Origin of the sequence: Synechococcus sp. C9 (genome assembly GCF_022984075.1) — a bacterium.
Classification (GTDB): domain Bacteria; phylum Cyanobacteriota; class Cyanobacteriia; order Gloeomargaritales; family Gloeomargaritaceae; genus Gloeomargarita.
Window position 1 is genome coordinate 552573 of record NZ_JALAAD010000001.1, and the last position, 16867, is coordinate 569439.

Consider the following 16867-nt stretch of genomic DNA (forward strand, 5'->3'; position numbering starts at 1 on the left):
CTGTAGCCAAGGGAGTTTCCTATGCGATCCATACCATTGACCTTGGGGTTGCTGTTGAGCTTGGCGGTGCCTGCTTTGGCGCAACGGCTGACCCCCAATAATGTGCAAGACGTTCATGCATTTGTCTCCGAAAATATCTGCCCTTTCCCCCGTAACCAAATTGACCTGCGTTCGGTGCGGGAATTGACCGGGCGGGAGGATTTAACCCTGACCGATATTCAACTCATCTGCGGGCGGGCGACTGGTCAGCGGGTGGCGGTGGCGCAGACGGCGGGGGGGCGGGCCCCTTTGCCCAACTTTGAACTGATTGAGCGGGCCCGGCGGGCCACGGTGGCGGTGATTTTGTCCGTGTACGACAGCATTGGTCAGCCCCAACCTTCCCCGGGGAATATCCCCAGCAATCCCACGTTCACCACCTTTTCCCGCCAACGGCTCTACGATGTGCGCCAAGCGACGGGGTTTCATCTGGGGAATGGCCTGATTGTCACCAACCTGACCTCCCTGGGGGGGATTCCCACGGCGATTGACAGTGTTGGGAGGGAGGTTCGGGTTTTGGGGAGCAATGCCAACAATATGCGTCTGCGGGTGGAGTTGGGGGATGGGTCGGTGCGGCAGGCTCGGGTGGTGTATTTTGACCCGACCACGGATACGGCACTGTTGGCGGTGAAAGGGGATACCCGGCAATTGGCGGCTCTGCCGGTGGCAACCGGATTGCCCAGCATTGGCCAGCGGGTGTTGACCATGAGCTATCCGATTGGGGTGTTGCCGGTGACGGCGACGGAGGGGATGGTGATGGGGATTCGTCCCTATGGTCGGCTAACCCTTTTGCAAATTAATGCGGCCACCAGTGACGGTTCCCAGGGCGCGCCGGTGTTGGATGAACGGGGTGCCGTGGTGGGGGTGGTGGCAGGGAAAAATCCCACCTTCTTCCAGTTGGCGGGTTCCATCTTGGGAGCGGAAAATGTGGGGTTTGCGGTGCCGATTGGCACGGTTTTGCAACGGTTGAATTTGGCAACCCGGGGAGGACACTGACATGGCGTTGAATGGACAGTTGCGGCGGTGGTATTGGCTGGCGGCTCCGGTGGGGGCAACGGCAATTTTGGCTGGGGTGGTGGTTTACGGCGGGCGGGGGGTGCATTCCCATAGCCAGTTGCCTGAACCTGCCCCGGCAGTGGCTCCGGAATCCGCTTCGGAACCGGTGGTGGCGGCACCCTCCAGGGATTGGCGGGCAGAGGCGCAGTTGGAGGCGGAAAGTGCGGCGGCGTTTGCCCAGACGGCGACCACCCCTGCGGATTACCAGGTGGTGCAGAGGAAATGGCGTAAGGCACTGGCGTTGTTGGACAAGGCACCCCAGGATGAGCGGACGGCCCAACTGCGGCGTTATTACCAAAATCAGTTGCAGGATGAGGGTGCCCCCAGTGAGGATGCAGAGGAACCGGTGGGCGGACGGCGGGTGGCTGGGGCGAATTTATTGCCGGGTACCCGGGGGATTTTCGCCCGGGAGATTGTCATCCGGGGAACGCCGGTGCCCAGCCAGACCCTCACCCCAGCCCAGATCGTCAACCGTTATCTCCCGGCGGCGGTGCGGGTGGAGCCGACCCGGAGTGTGGTGGGCAGTGGGTTTCACATCGGCGAGGGGTATATCATTACCAATCTGCACGTGGCGGAGGAAGCCCGGGGGTTTTACCGGCGGATTTTTGATGACCGTCCCATTCCTTTGACCGTGCGGCTCTATGACCGGACCCGGCGACCGGTGCGGGTGTTGCGGATCATGGAGGGGGGGTTAGCGGCGATGGCGGTGTTCAACATTCCCCACGAGCCGTTCGACATTGCTCTGATGCAAGTTCAAGGGGATGTGAGCGATTTGGGGGTGGTGCCCCTGTGCGGCAAGATGCGGACGGGGGATGAGGTGATTGCGATGGGGACGCCCTTTGGTCAGCAAAACACCATTACCAAGGGAATCATCAGCGTGATTCATTCCTTTGAGGCGGGGCACATCATCCAGACCGATACCCAAATTTTGGGCGGCAATTCGGGCGGGCCCCTGCTCAACAATCGGGGGGCGGTGGTGGCGGTGAACAGTGCCGGGATTTTTGGAGCCTCGGTGCAGGGGTTGAAATTCTCGGTACCGATTGTGCAAGCCCTGGAGCGGATGCGGGTGCGGGTTCTGAATACGGACAATCCGGGCTGTGGGGGCACTGGCACCGTGAGTCGGACGGTGTATGCGCCGGGGCAGAAGTAACGGCATTGGCGGTGGCATTGGGTGGGTACTTCTCCTGGGGTTAGCAGGATGTGGCCAACCGGAACCGCCGCCTTTTACCCAAGTCCGGGACCCCAACCAAATCATCATCGGCACCACGGCGAAGGTCACGACCCTTGACCCGGCGGATGCCTACACGGTGTTTGCCGGGAATGTTTTGCTCGCCCTGGGCGACCGGCTCTATACCTACAAACCGGGCACTACGGAACTGCAACCCCAACTGGCGACGGCTCTGCCCCAGGTGAGTGCGGATGGATTGACCTATCGGATTCCAGTGCGGCAGGGGGTGATTTTTCAGGATGGGGAGCCGTTTAATGCGGAGGCCATGCGGTTTTCTCTGCAACGGTTTATGGAGAATGGGGGGCGACCGTCTTTCCTATTAAAAAATCTGGTGGCGGACATCCGGGCTACCGGCACCTATGAATTAACCATCCGCCTGCAAAAACCCTTTGCCCCGTTTCCCCAACTGCTGGCGTTTTCCGGTTTGTGTGCTGTGTCCCCCAAGGCTTATCGGATTGGGCCAGGGCAATTTCAACCCCGGACGTTTGTGGGTACGGGACCCTATCAATTGGTCAATTTTGGCAGTGATTCCCTGAAATTGAAGCGATTTCCCAAGTATTGGGGCGCACCCCCCGCCAGTGCCCAATTGGATATTCAGTTTTTGACCAGCAGTGCCAATCTGTACAATGCCCTGCAAACTGGGGCGGTGGATGTGGCCTACCCATTTCTGGAACCCCAGCAAATCAAGCAACTGCAAGCCCAGTCGGACATCCAGGTGGTCAGCAGTGCCGGAACGGGGATCAATTACCTCACCCTGAACCGCACCCAACCACCCTTGGACAAAAAGGAAGTACGGCAGGCCCTGGCCCTGGTCATGCCCCGGCAGTTGCTCCAGGAACGGGTGTTTCAAAATTTGGTGGAACCGGCCTTTAGCATGGTGCCCAGCGGTTTACCCGGTTATCAGCCGGTGTTTCGGGTCGCTGGGGAGCCGCCGCCCGTCCGCCGGGCCCAGGAATTGCTCACCCAAGCGGGGGTCAGCCCCACCCAACCGGCACGCCTTGACCTCTGGTATCGCAGTAATATCCCCAGCCACATCCAGGTGGTCACGACCATCAAAGCCACCATCGAGCGGGAGGTGCCGGTGCAATTGACCCTCCAGCCCGTGGATTCTACCACCGCTTATCAAAACTTAGAAAAGGGCATTTATCCCCTGTTTTTGTTGGATTGGTATCCCGATTTTTTGGATGCGGACAATTATTTAGAACCCTTTATGAGTTGTCAAAAAGGCACGGTGGCCGAGGGTTGCTTAGCAGGTTCCAGCCGCACCTTTGGGTCATTTTATTACAACCCCAAAGCCAATGAATTAATCGCCCAGAGCCGCCGCACCACCAATACTGCCCAGCGGTTGGTTTTATTGGGGGAATTGCAAAAACTCATGGCCGCCGATGTGCCCTACATTCCCCTTTGGCAAGACCGGCAATTTGTGTTTGCCCGCCGGGATGTGCAGGGGGTCAGACTGGAACCCACCCAAACCTTTCCCTTTTGGCTGTTGAAAAAAACTAGCCCTAGTCCCTGATGAAACATCATCGCAAAGTTGCTTTAATAACGAACCAACATTCCGCAGAACCAAGTCCGGGGTGATAGAACCGCTATAGAATTTTTCCCTGGCTCAGGTAAGCGAATTCCATCAAGCAAAATTAAATAGGTTCCATAAAATCGCGATGTGCCAAATTTTTTTAGAAGCCTTCTGGAGCAATCCCAGCACCCAACCCTGCATATTTTGATTATGTAAAATTATCATGCAAAGTTAAACCTGACAGCTCAATCCAAAAGTTTTGCTCCCAGCCAGTTTGTCCGCTAGCATATTTAATCAGAGAACCGTTAATTTAGTAACAATGAGGCTTTGGCTAGGGGTAAAACCGTGACTCAAGATGTGAGCCAAGAATTGGTAGGGTTGCAACAGCGGCAGATCACTGGCACCCTGGTCGTGCAAGGGCAGGGGCAACAGTGGTGGCTGTACCTGTTTATGGGGCGACTGTTGTATGCCACCGGGGGCGCGCATCGGGTACGGCGCTGGTATCGGGTCACAAAAGCCCATTGTCCCCAGTTTCAGCCGGATTGGAATGCCCTGGGGAACGCCACCCCCTGGGAATACCACAGTTTGGTCTATGGCACGGCTAACGGACGGTTGACCCCTTCCCAGGCCAAGGCGGTGATTTTGGCGAGTGTGCTGGAGGTTTTGTTTGCCCTGGTGGGACGGGCGAATTTAACTCTAACCCTCCAGGCGGGGCAGGGGCTGGGCACCCAAATTGCCCTTTTGCAGGTGGAGCGGGTTTTGCAGGAAGTGGCGCAACTCCAACAGCAGTGGCACGCCACCGGTATGGATCAATTCCCAAACCCCATCCCTGGGTTATCCCCGGATTTTGCCCCCGTATTGAAACAGGCGGATAAAATTTCGGAACAACCGGGGGGAGTGCCTTGGGTCGCCCTCTGTAATGGGCAAAACACCCTCTGGGACATCATGAGTCAAACCCGGAAATCCTTGCAGGCGACGGTGCAACCCCTGGTCGGTTGGGCACAACAGGGCTGGCTGGAATGGCAGACTCTACCCGATCTGGCCTCGCCCGTGGCAGAAACTGGGCCTGTCCCCCCGCCGACCCCTCCCTTCCCCCATAGCCAAACCCATCAACCCCTGGTGGCCTGTTTGGATGACAGCCCGGTGATGTTAAAAATCCTGGAAACTAGCCTCGTCCGGGCTGGGTATCGGGTGATGACCGTGGCGCAACCCATGATCCAGATGGGACAGCTTTTGGAAGCCAAACCGGATGTGATTCTCATGGATTGGGTGATGCCGGACGTGAATGGCTACGAACTCTGTGGGCTGTTGCGGAAAACCTCCGTGTTCAAAGACCAGTAGTGTTGAATGTTAACGAAAGGGTGGAAAAGGGAGACTAAAAATGGTATTTTAGATTGGTAGAAACCACGAGTAACAGTATTTTTATGAGACGACAAATTCAGGGACTTATCAAGCCCTTGCTGAACCTTCTTCCCAAAAACGACTATCCAGTCTTGGATACTCGCTTGTTTGTACTCATATGGATGCACTTCATTTTAGATGCAAGAGTCGCCACCATGCGGGGCTTATTCTTCCTCTTGAATCATCTCAATTTTAAAGTTGACATATCAACGTTTTCTAAGGCGTGTAAACATCGTAGCACCGAGCCGTTTCAAGTGATCCTAAGAGAACTGCAAAAACGGCTTAAACATCATCAAGGTGAATTTAAGCACTTATTCCCATTAGATTCTACCATTATCACCCTGACCAGCAAATTATTCTGGCACTACAAGCAGGTAAAATTGACGCTTGGCCTGGATATAAATGAGGGCAATATCGGTGACGAATCAATTATATTTGGAAAGACTAATGACCATAAAATTGGGCATCTTGTGATTGGGACGATACCTGAGAATGCCGTTGGTATCATGGATAGGGGTTTTGCTTCCTGGAAATTAATGGACGAAATGTGTAAACGAAATACATTGTTTATTGTGCGGATTAGAAATAATATGAAGTTGCAACCTGACAATCCGGATATTCGGGTAATTCAATTTTTTAATGAAGAGGAAAACACAGAATATAGGCTAGCGACTAACGTGACTTCGATGACGGATGAAGAGATTTGTTCAGCCTATCGTTTGCGCTGGCGAATTGAGTTGCTTTGGAAGGCACTAAAGATGCACTTGAAATTGGATAGAATCATTACCAAGAATGAGAATGGTGTGCGGCTACAGATTTATGCCGTATTGATTGGTTATCTAATTTTAAGATTGCTGGAGATAGGTCACAATAAGACCTATGAATTGATTGACAAGTTGCGATATTTACAAATAGAAATAGGCCGACACTGTAGCTTCATGGAACTCGTAGGGGTAGAGCCGCTCGTAGGATAACCCTGACCCCTTATGTTAAGTTTTATTACGGACATTCAACACTACTGTTCAAAGACACCCCGATCTTTTTGGTCACCGCCCATGAAAGCATTATCAACCGCACCCGAGCTCGGTTGGCGGGGGTCACGGAAATGCTCAAAAAACCGGTGCGTCCCGACGAACTGTTGAGGCTGGTCAACCGCTATGCCCCTTTGCGGCAGGATGTCCCCCCCGTCAGCCTTCCCATCCCCGAAGCCGAACCACCCAGCCCCGAACCGGTCTCCGAACCCGAACCGGTCACGGATCACCTGGCCGACCCGGTGTCCCAGGCCAACCAACTCCTGCAACGCTATGCCGCCGGGGAACGGGACTTTACGGGCATCAGTCTGATTGGTTGCAATCTCCAGGGCGCAAATTTAGAAGGCATTAATCTAAGCCGAGCCGACCTCATGCTGGCGGATTTGAGCGGTTGTTTGCTCATCGGTGCCAAACTTACAGGTGCCAATCTGATCGGGGCGGAGATGGTCAAAACCAACCTGCGGGAAGCCAGTCTCGGCGGTGCCAATTTGATCGGCGCCAACCTCAGCCAAGCCAACCTGAATGGCAGTCAGTTGGTCGGAGTCAACCTCAGTTCCGCCACCTTATATCAAGCCCGTTTGCGGGGAGCCGACCTGAGCGAAGCCTTGGCCGCCGGTGCCAACCTCACCAGTGCCGACCTGCAATCAGCTATCCTCTACGCCACCAATCTGCACGGAGCGGTATTGAATCAGGCCAATTTCGAGCAGGCCAACCTCACGGGGGCCAATCTCTGGCAAGCCAGGATGGAGCAGACCCATCTGGAAGGAGCGAATTTAACTGGTGCTGTTTTACCCCAGATCACCGGCGATTAAACGCTAGAAAATGAACCCTGTACTGCCTATTTCATTCATGGGCATCTCTAAAAATAGGTCGCAGGGGCGTAGCCCCCGTCTGTGGTTCTCAATATAATATGGGTATCTCAGCGAAATAATCTGCCAGTGGTGACAATAAATAGAGGTGCCCTCATATCTATCTGATTTATCTGACATAGCAATCCTAAATAACAATGGAATAGGGGTCGCAGGGCACCGCCCCGTTCTGGTTCTGCAAAATTTCTGCTTGTTAATTTTGTTAATTAATCATTAGGACTACCATAGCAGTTAAAAAAAAAATAGGGTCGCAGGGCACCGCCCCGTTCTGGTTCTGCATCGGAGTCACGAAAAAATGCCGGTTAATTCCTTAACCCTATCGGAAAGAAATCGGGCTTCATGGATAAATCGCTTGCGATATTCAGGATGTAGTTGGAACCACTGTGCCGGAGGCATATTCGCTTTTTCAGCATTACATTTGTGGCAAGCGATCACCCGATTGGATGGATTGTCGAGGACTCGGCGACGCAACTTAAACTCCCGCCACCGAGATAGGGGGACAACGTGTTCAATAGTCAAGTCTTCCGTACTGCCACAGTACACACAGGCTTGCACCTTTGTCCTGTTCATACATCAATACCTCCCATCGCTGAAATCTTAACAACTTAGCGGTTAAAGAATTTTCAACCCCGTTGGACGTTTTGAGTATTCCTAATTCTTATTTTAACTGACTTTTAAGCGACTGCAAAATTGGCATCACAATATCAGGGAACCTCTATTTATTGGAACCAATCATCAATCCCATCGTTGGCATACCCATATTCCCCAGAACCAAGGGCGTTGCGACTGCTAACTTTGAATTGATAGAAGTGCCCATCATTCAGCGAACCCCCATAGGGTTTTGGCTGGCACCTATGGAGAAACAAACCGTTGACAATCAGTTCGGTAAGCGTCTAATTGCCAATGCTTATGAAGTGCATTGAAACCCATTTGATTCGCTTGTGGGCAAAACGCTTGGGGGGGAATCTCGTACTCTATGACAAAAACGGGCTTGCCTGCCTGGATGAACGGCAGAAGCCGATGACACTCTCGGTTGGTGAAGCATTCTTCATTGAGAATCCAATCAAAATAAGACAGCAGATCAGGGATTTGTTCAATATCGTTTTTTAATCCAATAGCCAGCCCCCGTGCTTTAGCCGTATGCGCAAGCCAGACATTGTAGGCGATTTGATCATCGTCAGCTAACGGGAAACCAGTGTCATGGGCGTAACCGTCAACATTATCAGGATCAACGCCATCGCAACCTTTTTGAACAGCCAAATCCAGTCGTGCTTCCATAATTGGAGCAAGCAGGTTCAGGCGACGAATATCCAGCCACTGTTCCCCTGGCCAGCCTGCCATGTTTTTTCCCAATACCTGGGATGGGAACCGGGAGGCATCGGGCCGCCAATTTTCATAAGAACCTGCACTGAAGTAACACATCACAAAAACACCACGCTGATTCAGGGTTTCAATGATATTGGGCGATGTGTCAAACAAATCCAGGTTGAACACCTCCACATCCAGATTTATGTCAATTTTGCCCGTATATTGAATTTGCCAAGATACCTTTGGGGCAAGCGGGCTGGATGTAACGTTGACGTTTGTAGGGGTTAGAGCCAATCTGCAAGCCGACCCAATCAGGTTGACCAGCAAAAATATCATCAACGTGCGCTGTATCATTCCCATTCCCTTGGGATGGTTCATCTCACCCAACAGAGGTTAAACAGCAAGCGCTGGTGGCTATGATCAGCTTACCCCCAGGGCTATGGAGAAAATACTTCCATGCCAAAATGAGCCGATGGCGATACCAACCCCATCAATGCTGTAGGACGGTGGATTCCACCAACCACCACAGGTCGCCCCCCTGGGGTCGAATCAAAGCCGCCGGGTACTGTTCCCCTGCGGGTTGGGCGGCGGTCACCTGGCGATAGGCATGGGCTTTATTGGCACCAGCCACCATAAAAATCACACACCGCCCAAAATTCAGGGTGGGAATGGTCAAGGTCAGGCGGGGTTCATTCCCTTTGTGCCCCACCGTCACCGCCCGGTCACAGACCTGCAAGGCCGCCGTCTGGGGAAACAGGGAAGCAGTGTGGCCGTCCTCCCCCATGCCCAACAAAATCACATCAAAGACGGGAAATTCCCCCGGTTTGAGGGCAAAAAACGCCTGCAATTCCTGTTCATAGGCCGCCGCCGCCGCTTCCGGGGTCAGGGGCACTGTGGGCATGGGATGGATGTTACCAGCGGGGAACGTTACCCGGTCTAACCAGGTTTCCCGTACCATCCGGTAATTGCTATCCGGGTGATCCGGGGGCACAAACCGTTCATCCCCCCAAAACAGATGGATTTGGTGCCACGGCCAGGATTGGGTGGCAATGTGTTCATACAATCGCCTGGGGGTACTCCCCCCCGCCAAAACCAAGGTTGCTCGCCCCTGTTGGTCAATGGCGGCAAAAACCCGCTTTTGGATCAGCATCAATGCCTGGGCAGTCAGCGTATCGAGGTCGGGACAGATGACTTGGTTCATGGCAGTTTGGGGAAAAGTGGTAAAATACCCGCCAGCATTTGGCATCACCTGTGAAAATCATACTTGAGAACATCCACAAATCCTACGGGCGGCGGCCGGTGGTGCGGGATGTCAGTCTGAGCATCGCCCAAGGGGAAGTCGTGGGACTCCTGGGGCCCAATGGGGCGGGGAAAACCACCACATTTTACATCATTGTCGGCATTGAACGTCCGGATTTGGGGGTGGTGCGTTTGGAAAACCAGGACATTACCCCCTGGCCCATGCACCGCCGGGCCCGCCTGGGAATCAGCTACCTGGCGCAGGAAGCCAGCATTTTCCGTCATCTGACCATCTATGAAAATATCCTGTTGGTTTTGCAGGAAACCGGCGTGCCAGAAATCGAGCGGCGACCCTATGTGCGCAAACTACTGCGGGAGTTTCGCCTAGAATCGGTGGCCCAGACCCTAGGGGGACGGGTTTCCGGCGGGGAACGGCGGCGGGCGGAAATTGCCAGGGCGTTGGCGGCTCGACCCCAATTTCTCCTGTTGGATGAACCCTTTGCCGGGGTTGACCCGATTGCCGTACAAGAATTGCAGGCGGTGATTCGGCAACTGCGGCGGCACCAGTTGGGGATTTTGATCACGGATCACAATGTCCGGGATACCCTCGCCATCACCGACCGAGCCTATATTCTCCACAACGGCTGTACTTTGGCATCAGGCACCGCCGAGGAACTGTACCAGGACCCCCAGGTGCAACAGTACTTTTTGGGCAGTAACTATCAGGCATAAACGGCGATGGAGTGGTCATCCCAGGGGTTGCCTGCACTGGCAGGTAAAATCTATTATATTTCCGTAGGGGTGTTGCAATGACGGCTGTAGCCCGTAAAATGGGAACACTAGATAGGGCATTTACTGGAATGTAACCGTGATTACCCTGAGTTTGATGAACCCTGCCCAAGGCACCTCCATCCGGGACTGGAGCTTTAAGGATGAAACGGTGATCCGTATCGGTCGTGCCCCGGACAACGAAGTGGTACTGCTGAGTTCCGTAGTCTCTCGGCATCATGTGGAACTGCGGCGGGAAAACAACCACTGGGAACTCTTTAGTCTGGGAGCCAATGGCACCTTTATTGATGGGGAACAGGTCACGGATCAGGCCAAACTCATGGACGGGGCTACCATCCGCCTCGCCGCTTCCGGACCAATCATTCAGGTCAAAATTGATTGACCATCCGTAGGAAAAAGGGCTTATCATAGAAAATTAAAACGATTTTCAGGAGTGGGGCGATTTCTGAACATTTGCCATTGACCGTAAGTTTGCGGGGCACCAGGGAGGTGACACCTACCTATCAGGTATTTCGCCTGACGGGGATGTTGGATGCCTTTTCGGAACAAAACATTCGTAAGGTATTGCAACAGGCGGTGGAAACCGGCCCCAACCAGGTGATTCTTGACCTGAGCAAGATTGAATTTATTGACAGTTCCGGCTTGGGCATCCTGGTGCAAACCGCCAAACAACTCCAAGCCAACCAAGGTCACCTGCAGGTGGTCACCAATCCCCGGGTCACCCAGGCGGTGAAGTTGGTGCGGTTGGAACAATTTTTATCCCTCCAGCCCTCCTTGGAGGCGGCTTTGGCGGCGATCCCTAGCACCAGTTAAGAATAATTAATAACTAACCCTGCGGGGGAGACACCAAACGTTCCCAGCCCAACTGCCCAAGCGCCTGGTTACGGCGCAGGGGACGGGTCACCAAATCGAGAATATCCCGCGCGCCCCCAAAGCCATGAATCTGGGCGAAGGTAAATTCCACCGACCATTTGGTGGTAATGCCCCGGGCTTCGAGGGGGTTGGCGTGGGCCATACCGGTAATCACTAAATCCGGTTGCAGTTCATAAATACGCTGAATTTGGTGGTAATTATCCGGTTTTTCCACAATCCGAGGCAGGGGCGAATTCATCTCCTGACAGGTGCGTTCCAGCAGAGCCAATTCCGCCGCCTGATAACGTTTGTCCATGTAGGGAATGCCAATTTCTAACACGGTCATGCCACAGCGCACCAGGAATCGGGCGAGGGAAATTTCCAATAAATTATCCCCCATAAAAAACACGGATTTGCCACGAATTAGCTCCAAATAGGGGGCTAAATTGATCCAGATTTGGGCTTCCCGTTCTGCTAAACCTTGGGCAGGTTTACCAAGGACTTGACAAATTTTTTCCACCCACGCCCGGGTTCCATCGGGACCAATCGGAAAAGGTGCCCCAATTAATTTACATTGCCGCCGCCGCATCAAGGTACTGGCTGTCCGGGACAAAAAGGGATTCACCCCACACACATACGCCCCTGCGGGTAATACCGGTAATTCCGTGTAACGCTTGGCAGGCAACCATCCTGAGACTTCGATCCCCTGTTTTTGCAACTCTAGGGTTAATTGCGTCACCACCGGGTCAGGCAGGGAACCAAATAATACTAAAGGTGGGTGATCACTGGTGGGTAAATGCTCTTTTTTCCTGTTAAAATTCAGCAGTCTTTGCAGGGTGGGTTCCGCCTTTTCTGTGGTGGGTAAAGACTCTGGACACCGTTGCGCCATTGCCGCCAAAACCGTATCTTCCCCCTGGGTAAAGGCGTAGTCCAAACCATTCGCCCGTGCCACCACAATCGGGATGCCAATTTCTGATTCTAATCGAGGGGCTAAACCCTCCAAATCCATCTTGATAATTTCCGTGGTGCAGGTACCAATCCAGACAATCACGCTGGGATTGCGGTCCCGTTTGATCTGTAAACAGAGGCGTTTTAATTCCTCGTAATCATTCAACTGGGCGGAAATATCCCCTTCTTCTAGTTCCGCCATGGCATAACGGGGTTCCGCAAAAATCATCACCCCCATCGCATTTTGGAGGAAATAGCCACAGGTTTTTGTCCCAATCACCAGGAAAAAACTATCCTCAATTTTTTGGTACAACCAAGCTACACAACTGATGGGGCAAAAGGTGTGATAATTGCCGGTTTCACAATCAAAAGTGAGTTGACTGGCTTGGGCAGTGGTGGTCATGGGTTCTTCTCCTTAAATTATCGATTTAAATTATCGATCAAGGTTTATCTTCCTGAAAGGGATCAAAATCGAGATATAGTGCCTCCACGATTCGGTCAAAATTGTTACCGCTTGAACGCCAGAGCAACGGCATCAATTCTGATACCTGCGGCACTAAGCCTGCCATAATTCCCACAATTAACTCTGATGGCAAACGACGGGCAACTTCTACCCCCTCCTGATTATAAATAATTTCGTAATGATCTTGTAAGATTGGGAGTAGCCAAGCAGAGTTAGCCACAGCATAATCACGCCATTTGTCGGCTAAAGTCTTCAGAAAATCATCTAAGTTTGCCATTTATCAGCCCCCTTCAAAAAATTAAAAAGGTGTGGAATCTGCTGTCGGTTGATCCCCAATGGTTTCTCTCATTGGTTCTGTTGATTCCGGCAGTTGCGCTACGGGTTTTGCCAACTCTTTGAAGGGGTCAAAATTCAAATCCAGAGCATCAATAATGGCATCGGGATTGCCCTGGCTGAGTTTGAAAAAAGTGGGCAACATATCTAACAGTTGGGGAGCCGCCATCGTGATTACACCGAGGATTAACCCCGCATCAGGGCGACGACCATTATCAGGGGTTTTGAACCCCCGTTGTTTCAGATAAACCTCCAACCAAGGGCGATGATTTCGCACGTATTCCAACCAGGTATTTCTTAAGGTCCCCTTAAACTCTTCAAACGCTGCCATAACCGTTCCCCCTATGACTACAGCCCTAGCTTAAACCATCAGGAGTTCTCCTTGGGGTTGGGTAGGGGGATGGAGGTAGAAATCCGACAGCAAATTGAACAATTCCCGATCCGGGGCATCCTGGGGAACCACCCCTTCGGGACGGGCTAAAATTTGGTCGGCAATGTTGAGATAATAATCACAAACCGGTTGTAAATGGGGGGCGGTTTCCGCCATTTCAAAAATGGTTTTGCCCTTCACCCGGGAGATGCGAATATCATCAATTAAAGGCAATACTTCCAACACCGGCATGGGCACGGCGGACGTATATTTATCAATCAAATCCCGTTTGTTCGTGCGATTGCCAATTAAACCAGCGAGGCGCAGGGGATGGGTACGGGCTTTTTCCCGCACGGAAGCGGCAATCCGATTGGCGGCAAACAGGGCATCAAAGCCATTATCGGTGACAATCAAACAGTAATCGGCGTAATTTAAGGGGGCGGCAAAACCACCGCAGACCACATCCCCTAACACATCAAATAAAATCACATCGTAGGCATCAAACGCATTTAATTCCTTGAGCAATTTGACGGTTTCACCTACCACATAACCCCCACATCCGGCACCGGCGGGCGGCCCCCCTGCTTCCACACAATGCACACCACCGTAGCCCTGATAAATAACATCCTCCGGCCAAACATTTTCGTAGTGGTAATCCCTGTCCTTGAGGGTGTCAATGATGGTGGGAATTAAAAAACCCGTCAAGGTAAAAGTGCTGTCGTGTTTGGGGTCGCACCCAATTTGTAATACTTTTTTACCCCGTTTGGCGAGGGCGGCGGAGATATTGCAACTGGTGGTGGATTTGCCGATGCCACCTTTGCCGTAAACTGCGATTTTCATGCCACACTCCTGGCGTTGGGTCTAGGTCACATTATCCCTAGTTTTTCACACCTAATCCCCAATCCTTCAACAGTTCTCTAGGGAAGATTATGTATCTTTGGGTTTCTTTAGATATTGCAATACTGGCTCGGGCAATCGTCCCTAAATCGTGAGTAAAAATTTATATTTTTTTATATTTTTTAGATGGCTCCGCCGTAGTTCCCATCACTGGCGTGGCATAGAGCTATCCTCAATGAGACTGGCATAAGGGCACCTCTATTATTTATTGCCACCACTGGAAGATTATTGCGCTAAAATGCCCATATTATTGAGAATTATTGAGAACCAAGACGGGGGCGGTGCCCCTGCAACCCATTTTGAGAAGTGCCCTAAAGATGGCAACCATAATCCTATGGAAAGTTGGCTGGAAGTTGATTTCCGTAAGTACCGTTGGCATCATCGTTTAGGATTGCTATGTCGTTGTGCGTTGCCACGTTGAATTTTTTAGTAATTTTAACCCTGGTATCAACCGTTACCCCCAGAATTAGCCGGTGCTGAGGTGGGTACCCGGGCGTAATCATCCTGAAACCGCACAATGTCATCTTCCCCCAGGTATTGGCCGTTTTGCACCTCGATTAGGATCAAGTTGATCACCCCCGGATTCTCCAAACGGTGGGGCGTACAGGGGGGAACATAGGTGGATTCGTTGGAATTTAACAACATTTCCCGGTCACCACAGGTGACTTTCGCCGTGCCGGAAACCACAATCCAATGCTCACTGCGATGGTAATGCAATTGTAAGCTCAAACGATGCCCTGGCTTGACCTCAATTCGTTTGATTTTGTAATTCCGGCCTTCCTCCAATACGGTAAAACTCCCCCAAGGGCGCAATTCGGTAGCGGCTCCCGGCATTTGCCCCGTTGGCATCGGCGGTACTGTCCCGCGGCTGACGGACATGGGCGGCACCGTATGGTTGGAACTGGGATTCATAAATACCTCATTCAGGGAAGCGCAAGGACAGGTCACTGGTTTGATTATACCCACAGCCAGGGGTTGAACCGGCACCAGATTGACGTACACTAGCTAAGCATGGATTTTGAGGGCAAGGTACGGTCATGGCAGTCATTGCGGGTAATTGGAAGATGCACAAAAATCGGGGGGAGGCCTTGGCCTATCTCCAGGAATTTGCCCCGTTGGTGGCCGGGAGTGACCAGGAGATTGTCCTCTGCGCCCCGTTTACCGCCTTGGCCGTTCTCTCGGAACCATTGGCAACCACGGGCATTGCCCTCGGTGCCCAAAATGTCCACTGGGAGGCCGCCGGTGCCTACACCGGGGAAATTAGCCCGCCCATGCTCACGGATTTGGGGGTGCGGTATGTGATCATCGGCCACAGCGAGCGACGGCAGTACTTTGGCGAGACGGATGAACGGGTGAATTTGCGCCTCAAAGCCGCCCAAAGGCATGGACTCATCCCCATTCTCTGCGTGGGGGAAACGGAGGAACAACGGCACCAGGGGCTGACCGAAGCCCATATCCTGGCGCAACTGGCCCAGGGCTTGGTGGGGGTAAAAGTCCCCCAGGTGATCATCGCCTACGAACCCATTTGGGCGATTGGTTCGGGCAACACCTGCCCTCCGGAAGAGGCCAATCGGGTGATTGGGGTGATTCGCAAGGAGATCACGCTCCTGCAACAGGCCACCAGCCAAGCCACTGATCATGTCCGAATTTTGTATGGCGGCTCCGTGAAACCGGATAATATAGACGACCTGATGGCGATGCCGGAAGTGGATGGGGTGTTGGTGGGTACCGCCAGCCTCGAACCCCAGGCGTTTGCCCGGATTGTCAACTATCGGGTGGCTCCCTAGGGCGTTCAAAATCCAGCAGACAGGCGAAATAAAAGCGGGTACTGATCTGGGTACGGCGGCGCAACTGCCAGCCCAGGGCGGTGAGGGTTTGGGTCATGCGCACTTCCGGGTGTAAATAGGCACGGGTCGCTTTGCTGGCACCGGGGAAAATGCTCCCCACCCGCTTCAGGGCACTGTAAAACCAGGTTTGGGGCGCAAAACTAAAAATGACCCGCTGGCGGGCACAACCAGCCAAATGGCTCAGCATCCCCTGGGCTTGTGGGGTGGGATAGTGAATCAGCACATCCAGGCAGATGACGATGTCATAGATGCCCTGCAATTCCTCCAAATCCCCCACCCAAAATTCGATATTTTGGTCAATAAATTGCCCCTGGGCATTGCGCTGGATCAGGGCTTGGTTTTTGGCTTCCTGCACCATTTTGGGCGAAATATCCCCCGCCCGTACCCGTGCCCCCCGTTGCGCCAAAGGAATCGTTAAACTGCCTGTACCACAGCCCACATCGGCAATCGTGACCCCGCTTAAATCCCCTGGCAACCAGTCCAAAATCGTAGTAATGGTGCGTTGATGCCCCAGGCGAATATCCGCTTGTACCTGATTCACATCCCCGGTGCCATAGATATTGCGCCAACGCTCAAAACCGGTGCCGTTAAAGTAATTTTTGACAACCAATTTTTCATCCACCGGGGGCATATGCTTCATCGCAGGTTTGGGTAACGTCACCCTTTCGAGTGTACCGAGTTTAC

General features: G+C 52.8%; 19 protein-coding genes. 10 read left to right on the top strand and 9 right to left on the bottom strand.

Going from position 1 to position 16867, the window contains the following annotated elements; all coding sequences use genetic code 11:
- The first annotated feature begins 21 nt into the window (after positions 1–21).
- From MLD66_RS02735 to MLD66_RS02760, 6 genes are all read left to right on the top strand, one after another.
- Positions 22–1032, top strand: a complete 1011-nt coding sequence (locus tag MLD66_RS02735; protein ID WP_247215409.1) for a serine protease — start codon at positions 22–24, stop codon at positions 1030–1032.
- 1 nt (position 1033) lies between these two features.
- Entirely contained in the window at positions 1034–2242 is a 1209-nt protein-coding gene (locus tag MLD66_RS02740; RefSeq protein WP_247215410.1) for a trypsin-like peptidase domain-containing protein, read from the top strand.
- Positions 2223–3836: an ABC transporter substrate-binding protein gene (locus tag MLD66_RS02745; protein WP_247215411.1), complete on the top strand. Its 1614-nt coding sequence runs from the start codon at positions 2223–2225 to the stop codon at positions 3834–3836. Before MLD66_RS02740 ends, MLD66_RS02745 begins: the two co-directional genes overlap by 20 nt.
- 345 nt (positions 3837–4181) lie before the next feature.
- A complete protein-coding gene (locus tag MLD66_RS02750) occupies positions 4182–5177 on the top strand; it encodes a response regulator (RefSeq protein ID WP_247215412.1) in 996 nt (331 codons plus the stop codon).
- Positions 5178–5260: 83 nt separating this feature from the next.
- The gene (locus MLD66_RS02755) at positions 5261–6211 is read left to right on the top strand and encodes a transposase (RefSeq protein ID WP_247214935.1); all 951 of its coding nucleotides are present in this window, start codon (positions 5261–5263) and stop codon (positions 6209–6211) included.
- 68 nt (positions 6212–6279) lie between these two features.
- Positions 6280–7080, top strand: coding sequence for a pentapeptide repeat-containing protein (locus tag MLD66_RS02760; RefSeq protein ID WP_247215413.1), 801 nt, complete (start codon positions 6280–6282; stop codon positions 7078–7080).
- 342 nt (positions 7081–7422) lie between these two features.
- On the opposite strand, the gene MLD66_RS02765 is transcribed toward MLD66_RS02760, so the two are convergent.
- From MLD66_RS02765 to pgl, 3 genes are all read right to left on the bottom strand, one after another.
- Positions 7423–7707, bottom strand: a complete 285-nt coding sequence (locus tag MLD66_RS02765; protein WP_247215414.1) for an HNH endonuclease — start codon at positions 7705–7707, stop codon at positions 7423–7425.
- A gap of 282 nt (positions 7708–7989) precedes the next feature.
- Positions 7990–8823 carry an endo alpha-1,4 polygalactosaminidase gene (locus MLD66_RS02770; protein WP_247215415.1) on the bottom strand — a complete coding sequence of 278 codons (834 nt, stop codon included), beginning with the start codon at positions 8821–8823 and terminating at the stop codon, positions 7990–7992.
- A 112-nt stretch (positions 8824–8935) separates the two neighbouring features.
- A complete protein-coding gene (gene pgl / locus MLD66_RS02775; protein WP_247215416.1) occupies positions 8936–9691 on the bottom strand; it encodes a 6-phosphogluconolactonase in 756 nt (251 codons plus the stop codon).
- A 5-nt stretch (positions 9692–9696) separates the two neighbouring features.
- Between pgl and lptB the strand changes: the two genes are divergently transcribed.
- From lptB to MLD66_RS02790, 3 genes are all read left to right on the top strand, one after another.
- The gene (lptB, locus tag MLD66_RS02780; protein WP_247215417.1) at positions 9697–10416 is read left to right on the top strand and encodes an LPS export ABC transporter ATP-binding protein; all 720 of its coding nucleotides are present in this window, start codon (positions 9697–9699) and stop codon (positions 10414–10416) included.
- A 136-nt stretch (positions 10417–10552) separates the two neighbouring features.
- Positions 10553–10855 carry an FHA domain-containing protein gene (locus tag MLD66_RS02785; RefSeq protein WP_247215418.1) on the top strand — a complete coding sequence of 101 codons (303 nt, stop codon included), beginning with the start codon at positions 10553–10555 and terminating at the stop codon, positions 10853–10855.
- Between the two features lie 107 nt (positions 10856–10962).
- Positions 10963–11286, top strand: coding sequence for an STAS domain-containing protein (locus tag MLD66_RS02790; RefSeq protein WP_247215419.1), 324 nt, complete (start codon positions 10963–10965; stop codon positions 11284–11286).
- Between the two features lie 13 nt (positions 11287–11299).
- Here the strand turns inward: MLD66_RS02790 and MLD66_RS02795 are convergent, their stop codons facing one another.
- From MLD66_RS02795 to MLD66_RS02815, 5 genes are all read right to left on the bottom strand, one after another.
- Positions 11300–12676 carry a ferredoxin:protochlorophyllide reductase (ATP-dependent) subunit N gene (locus MLD66_RS02795; protein ID WP_247215420.1) on the bottom strand — a complete coding sequence of 459 codons (1377 nt, stop codon included), beginning with the start codon at positions 12674–12676 and terminating at the stop codon, positions 11300–11302.
- A gap of 37 nt (positions 12677–12713) precedes the next feature.
- Positions 12714–13013: a DUF5331 domain-containing protein gene (locus tag MLD66_RS02800; protein WP_247215421.1), complete on the bottom strand. Its 300-nt coding sequence runs from the start codon at positions 13011–13013 to the stop codon at positions 12714–12716.
- Between the two features lie 21 nt (positions 13014–13034).
- On the bottom strand, positions 13035–13400 hold the full coding sequence (locus MLD66_RS02805) for a DUF5331 domain-containing protein (RefSeq protein WP_247215422.1): 366 nt from the start codon (positions 13398–13400) through the stop codon (positions 13035–13037).
- Positions 13401–13430: 30 nt separating this feature from the next.
- On the bottom strand, positions 13431–14279 hold the full coding sequence (gene bchL / locus MLD66_RS02810; protein WP_247215423.1) for a ferredoxin:protochlorophyllide reductase (ATP-dependent) iron-sulfur ATP-binding protein: 849 nt from the start codon (positions 14277–14279) through the stop codon (positions 13431–13433).
- Between the two features lie 504 nt (positions 14280–14783).
- On the bottom strand, positions 14784–15185 hold the full coding sequence (locus tag MLD66_RS02815; RefSeq protein WP_247218931.1) for a phosphomannose isomerase type II C-terminal cupin domain: 402 nt from the start codon (positions 15183–15185) through the stop codon (positions 14784–14786).
- A 188-nt stretch (positions 15186–15373) separates the two neighbouring features.
- On the opposite strand from MLD66_RS02815, the gene tpiA reads away from it, so the two are divergent.
- Positions 15374–16123 (top strand): triose-phosphate isomerase, encoded by a 750-nt coding sequence (gene tpiA, locus MLD66_RS02820; protein ID WP_247215424.1) that lies wholly within the window; start codon positions 15374–15376, stop codon positions 16121–16123.
- On the opposite strand, the gene bchM is transcribed toward tpiA, so the two are convergent.
- Positions 16101–16814, bottom strand: a complete 714-nt coding sequence (gene bchM / locus MLD66_RS02825; protein ID WP_247218933.1) for a magnesium protoporphyrin IX methyltransferase — start codon at positions 16812–16814, stop codon at positions 16101–16103. The genes tpiA and bchM overlap by 23 nt on opposite strands.
- Positions 16815–16867 lie beyond the last annotated feature (53 nt).

What these genes read in the sequence shown, in the direction of transcription:
- MLD66_RS02735 (WP_247215409.1), top strand. Translation starts at nt 22, where the DNA reads ATGCGATCCATACCATTGACCTTGGGGTTGCTGTTGAGCTTGGCGGTG.
- MLD66_RS02740 (WP_247215410.1), top strand. Translation starts at nt 1,034, where the DNA reads ATGGCGTTGAATGGACAGTTGCGGCGGTGGTATTGGCTGGCGGCTCCG.
- MLD66_RS02745 (WP_247215411.1), top strand. Translation starts at nt 2,223, where the DNA reads ATGCGCCGGGGCAGAAGTAACGGCATTGGCGGTGGCATTGGGTGGGTA.
- MLD66_RS02755 (WP_247214935.1), top strand. Translation starts at nt 5,261, where the DNA reads ATGAGACGACAAATTCAGGGACTTATCAAGCCCTTGCTGAACCTTCTT.
- MLD66_RS02765 (WP_247215414.1), bottom strand. Translation starts at nt 7,707, where the DNA reads ATGAACAGGACAAAGGTGCAAGCCTGTGTGTACTGTGGCAGTACGGAA.
- MLD66_RS02770 (WP_247215415.1), bottom strand. Translation starts at nt 8,823, where the DNA reads ATGAACCATCCCAAGGGAATGGGAATGATACAGCGCACGTTGATGATA.
- pgl (WP_247215416.1), bottom strand. Translation starts at nt 9,691, where the DNA reads ATGCCAAATGCTGGCGGGTATTTTACCACTTTTCCCCAAACTGCCATG.
- MLD66_RS02795 (WP_247215420.1), bottom strand. Translation starts at nt 12,676, where the DNA reads ATGACCACCACTGCCCAAGCCAGTCAACTCACTTTTGATTGTGAAACC.
- MLD66_RS02800 (WP_247215421.1), bottom strand. Translation starts at nt 13,013, where the DNA reads ATGGCAAACTTAGATGATTTTCTGAAGACTTTAGCCGACAAATGGCGT.
- MLD66_RS02805 (WP_247215422.1), bottom strand. Translation starts at nt 13,400, where the DNA reads ATGGCAGCGTTTGAAGAGTTTAAGGGGACCTTAAGAAATACCTGGTTG.
- bchL (WP_247215423.1), bottom strand. Translation starts at nt 14,279, where the DNA reads ATGAAAATCGCAGTTTACGGCAAAGGTGGCATCGGCAAATCCACCACC.
- MLD66_RS02815 (WP_247218931.1), bottom strand. Translation starts at nt 15,185, where the DNA reads ATGCCAACGGGGCAAATGCCGGGAGCCGCTACCGAATTGCGCCCTTGG.
- tpiA (WP_247215424.1), top strand. Translation starts at nt 15,374, where the DNA reads ATGGCAGTCATTGCGGGTAATTGGAAGATGCACAAAAATCGGGGGGAG.
- bchM (WP_247218933.1), bottom strand. Translation starts at nt 16,814, where the DNA reads ATGCCCCCGGTGGATGAAAAATTGGTTGTCAAAAATTACTTTAACGGC.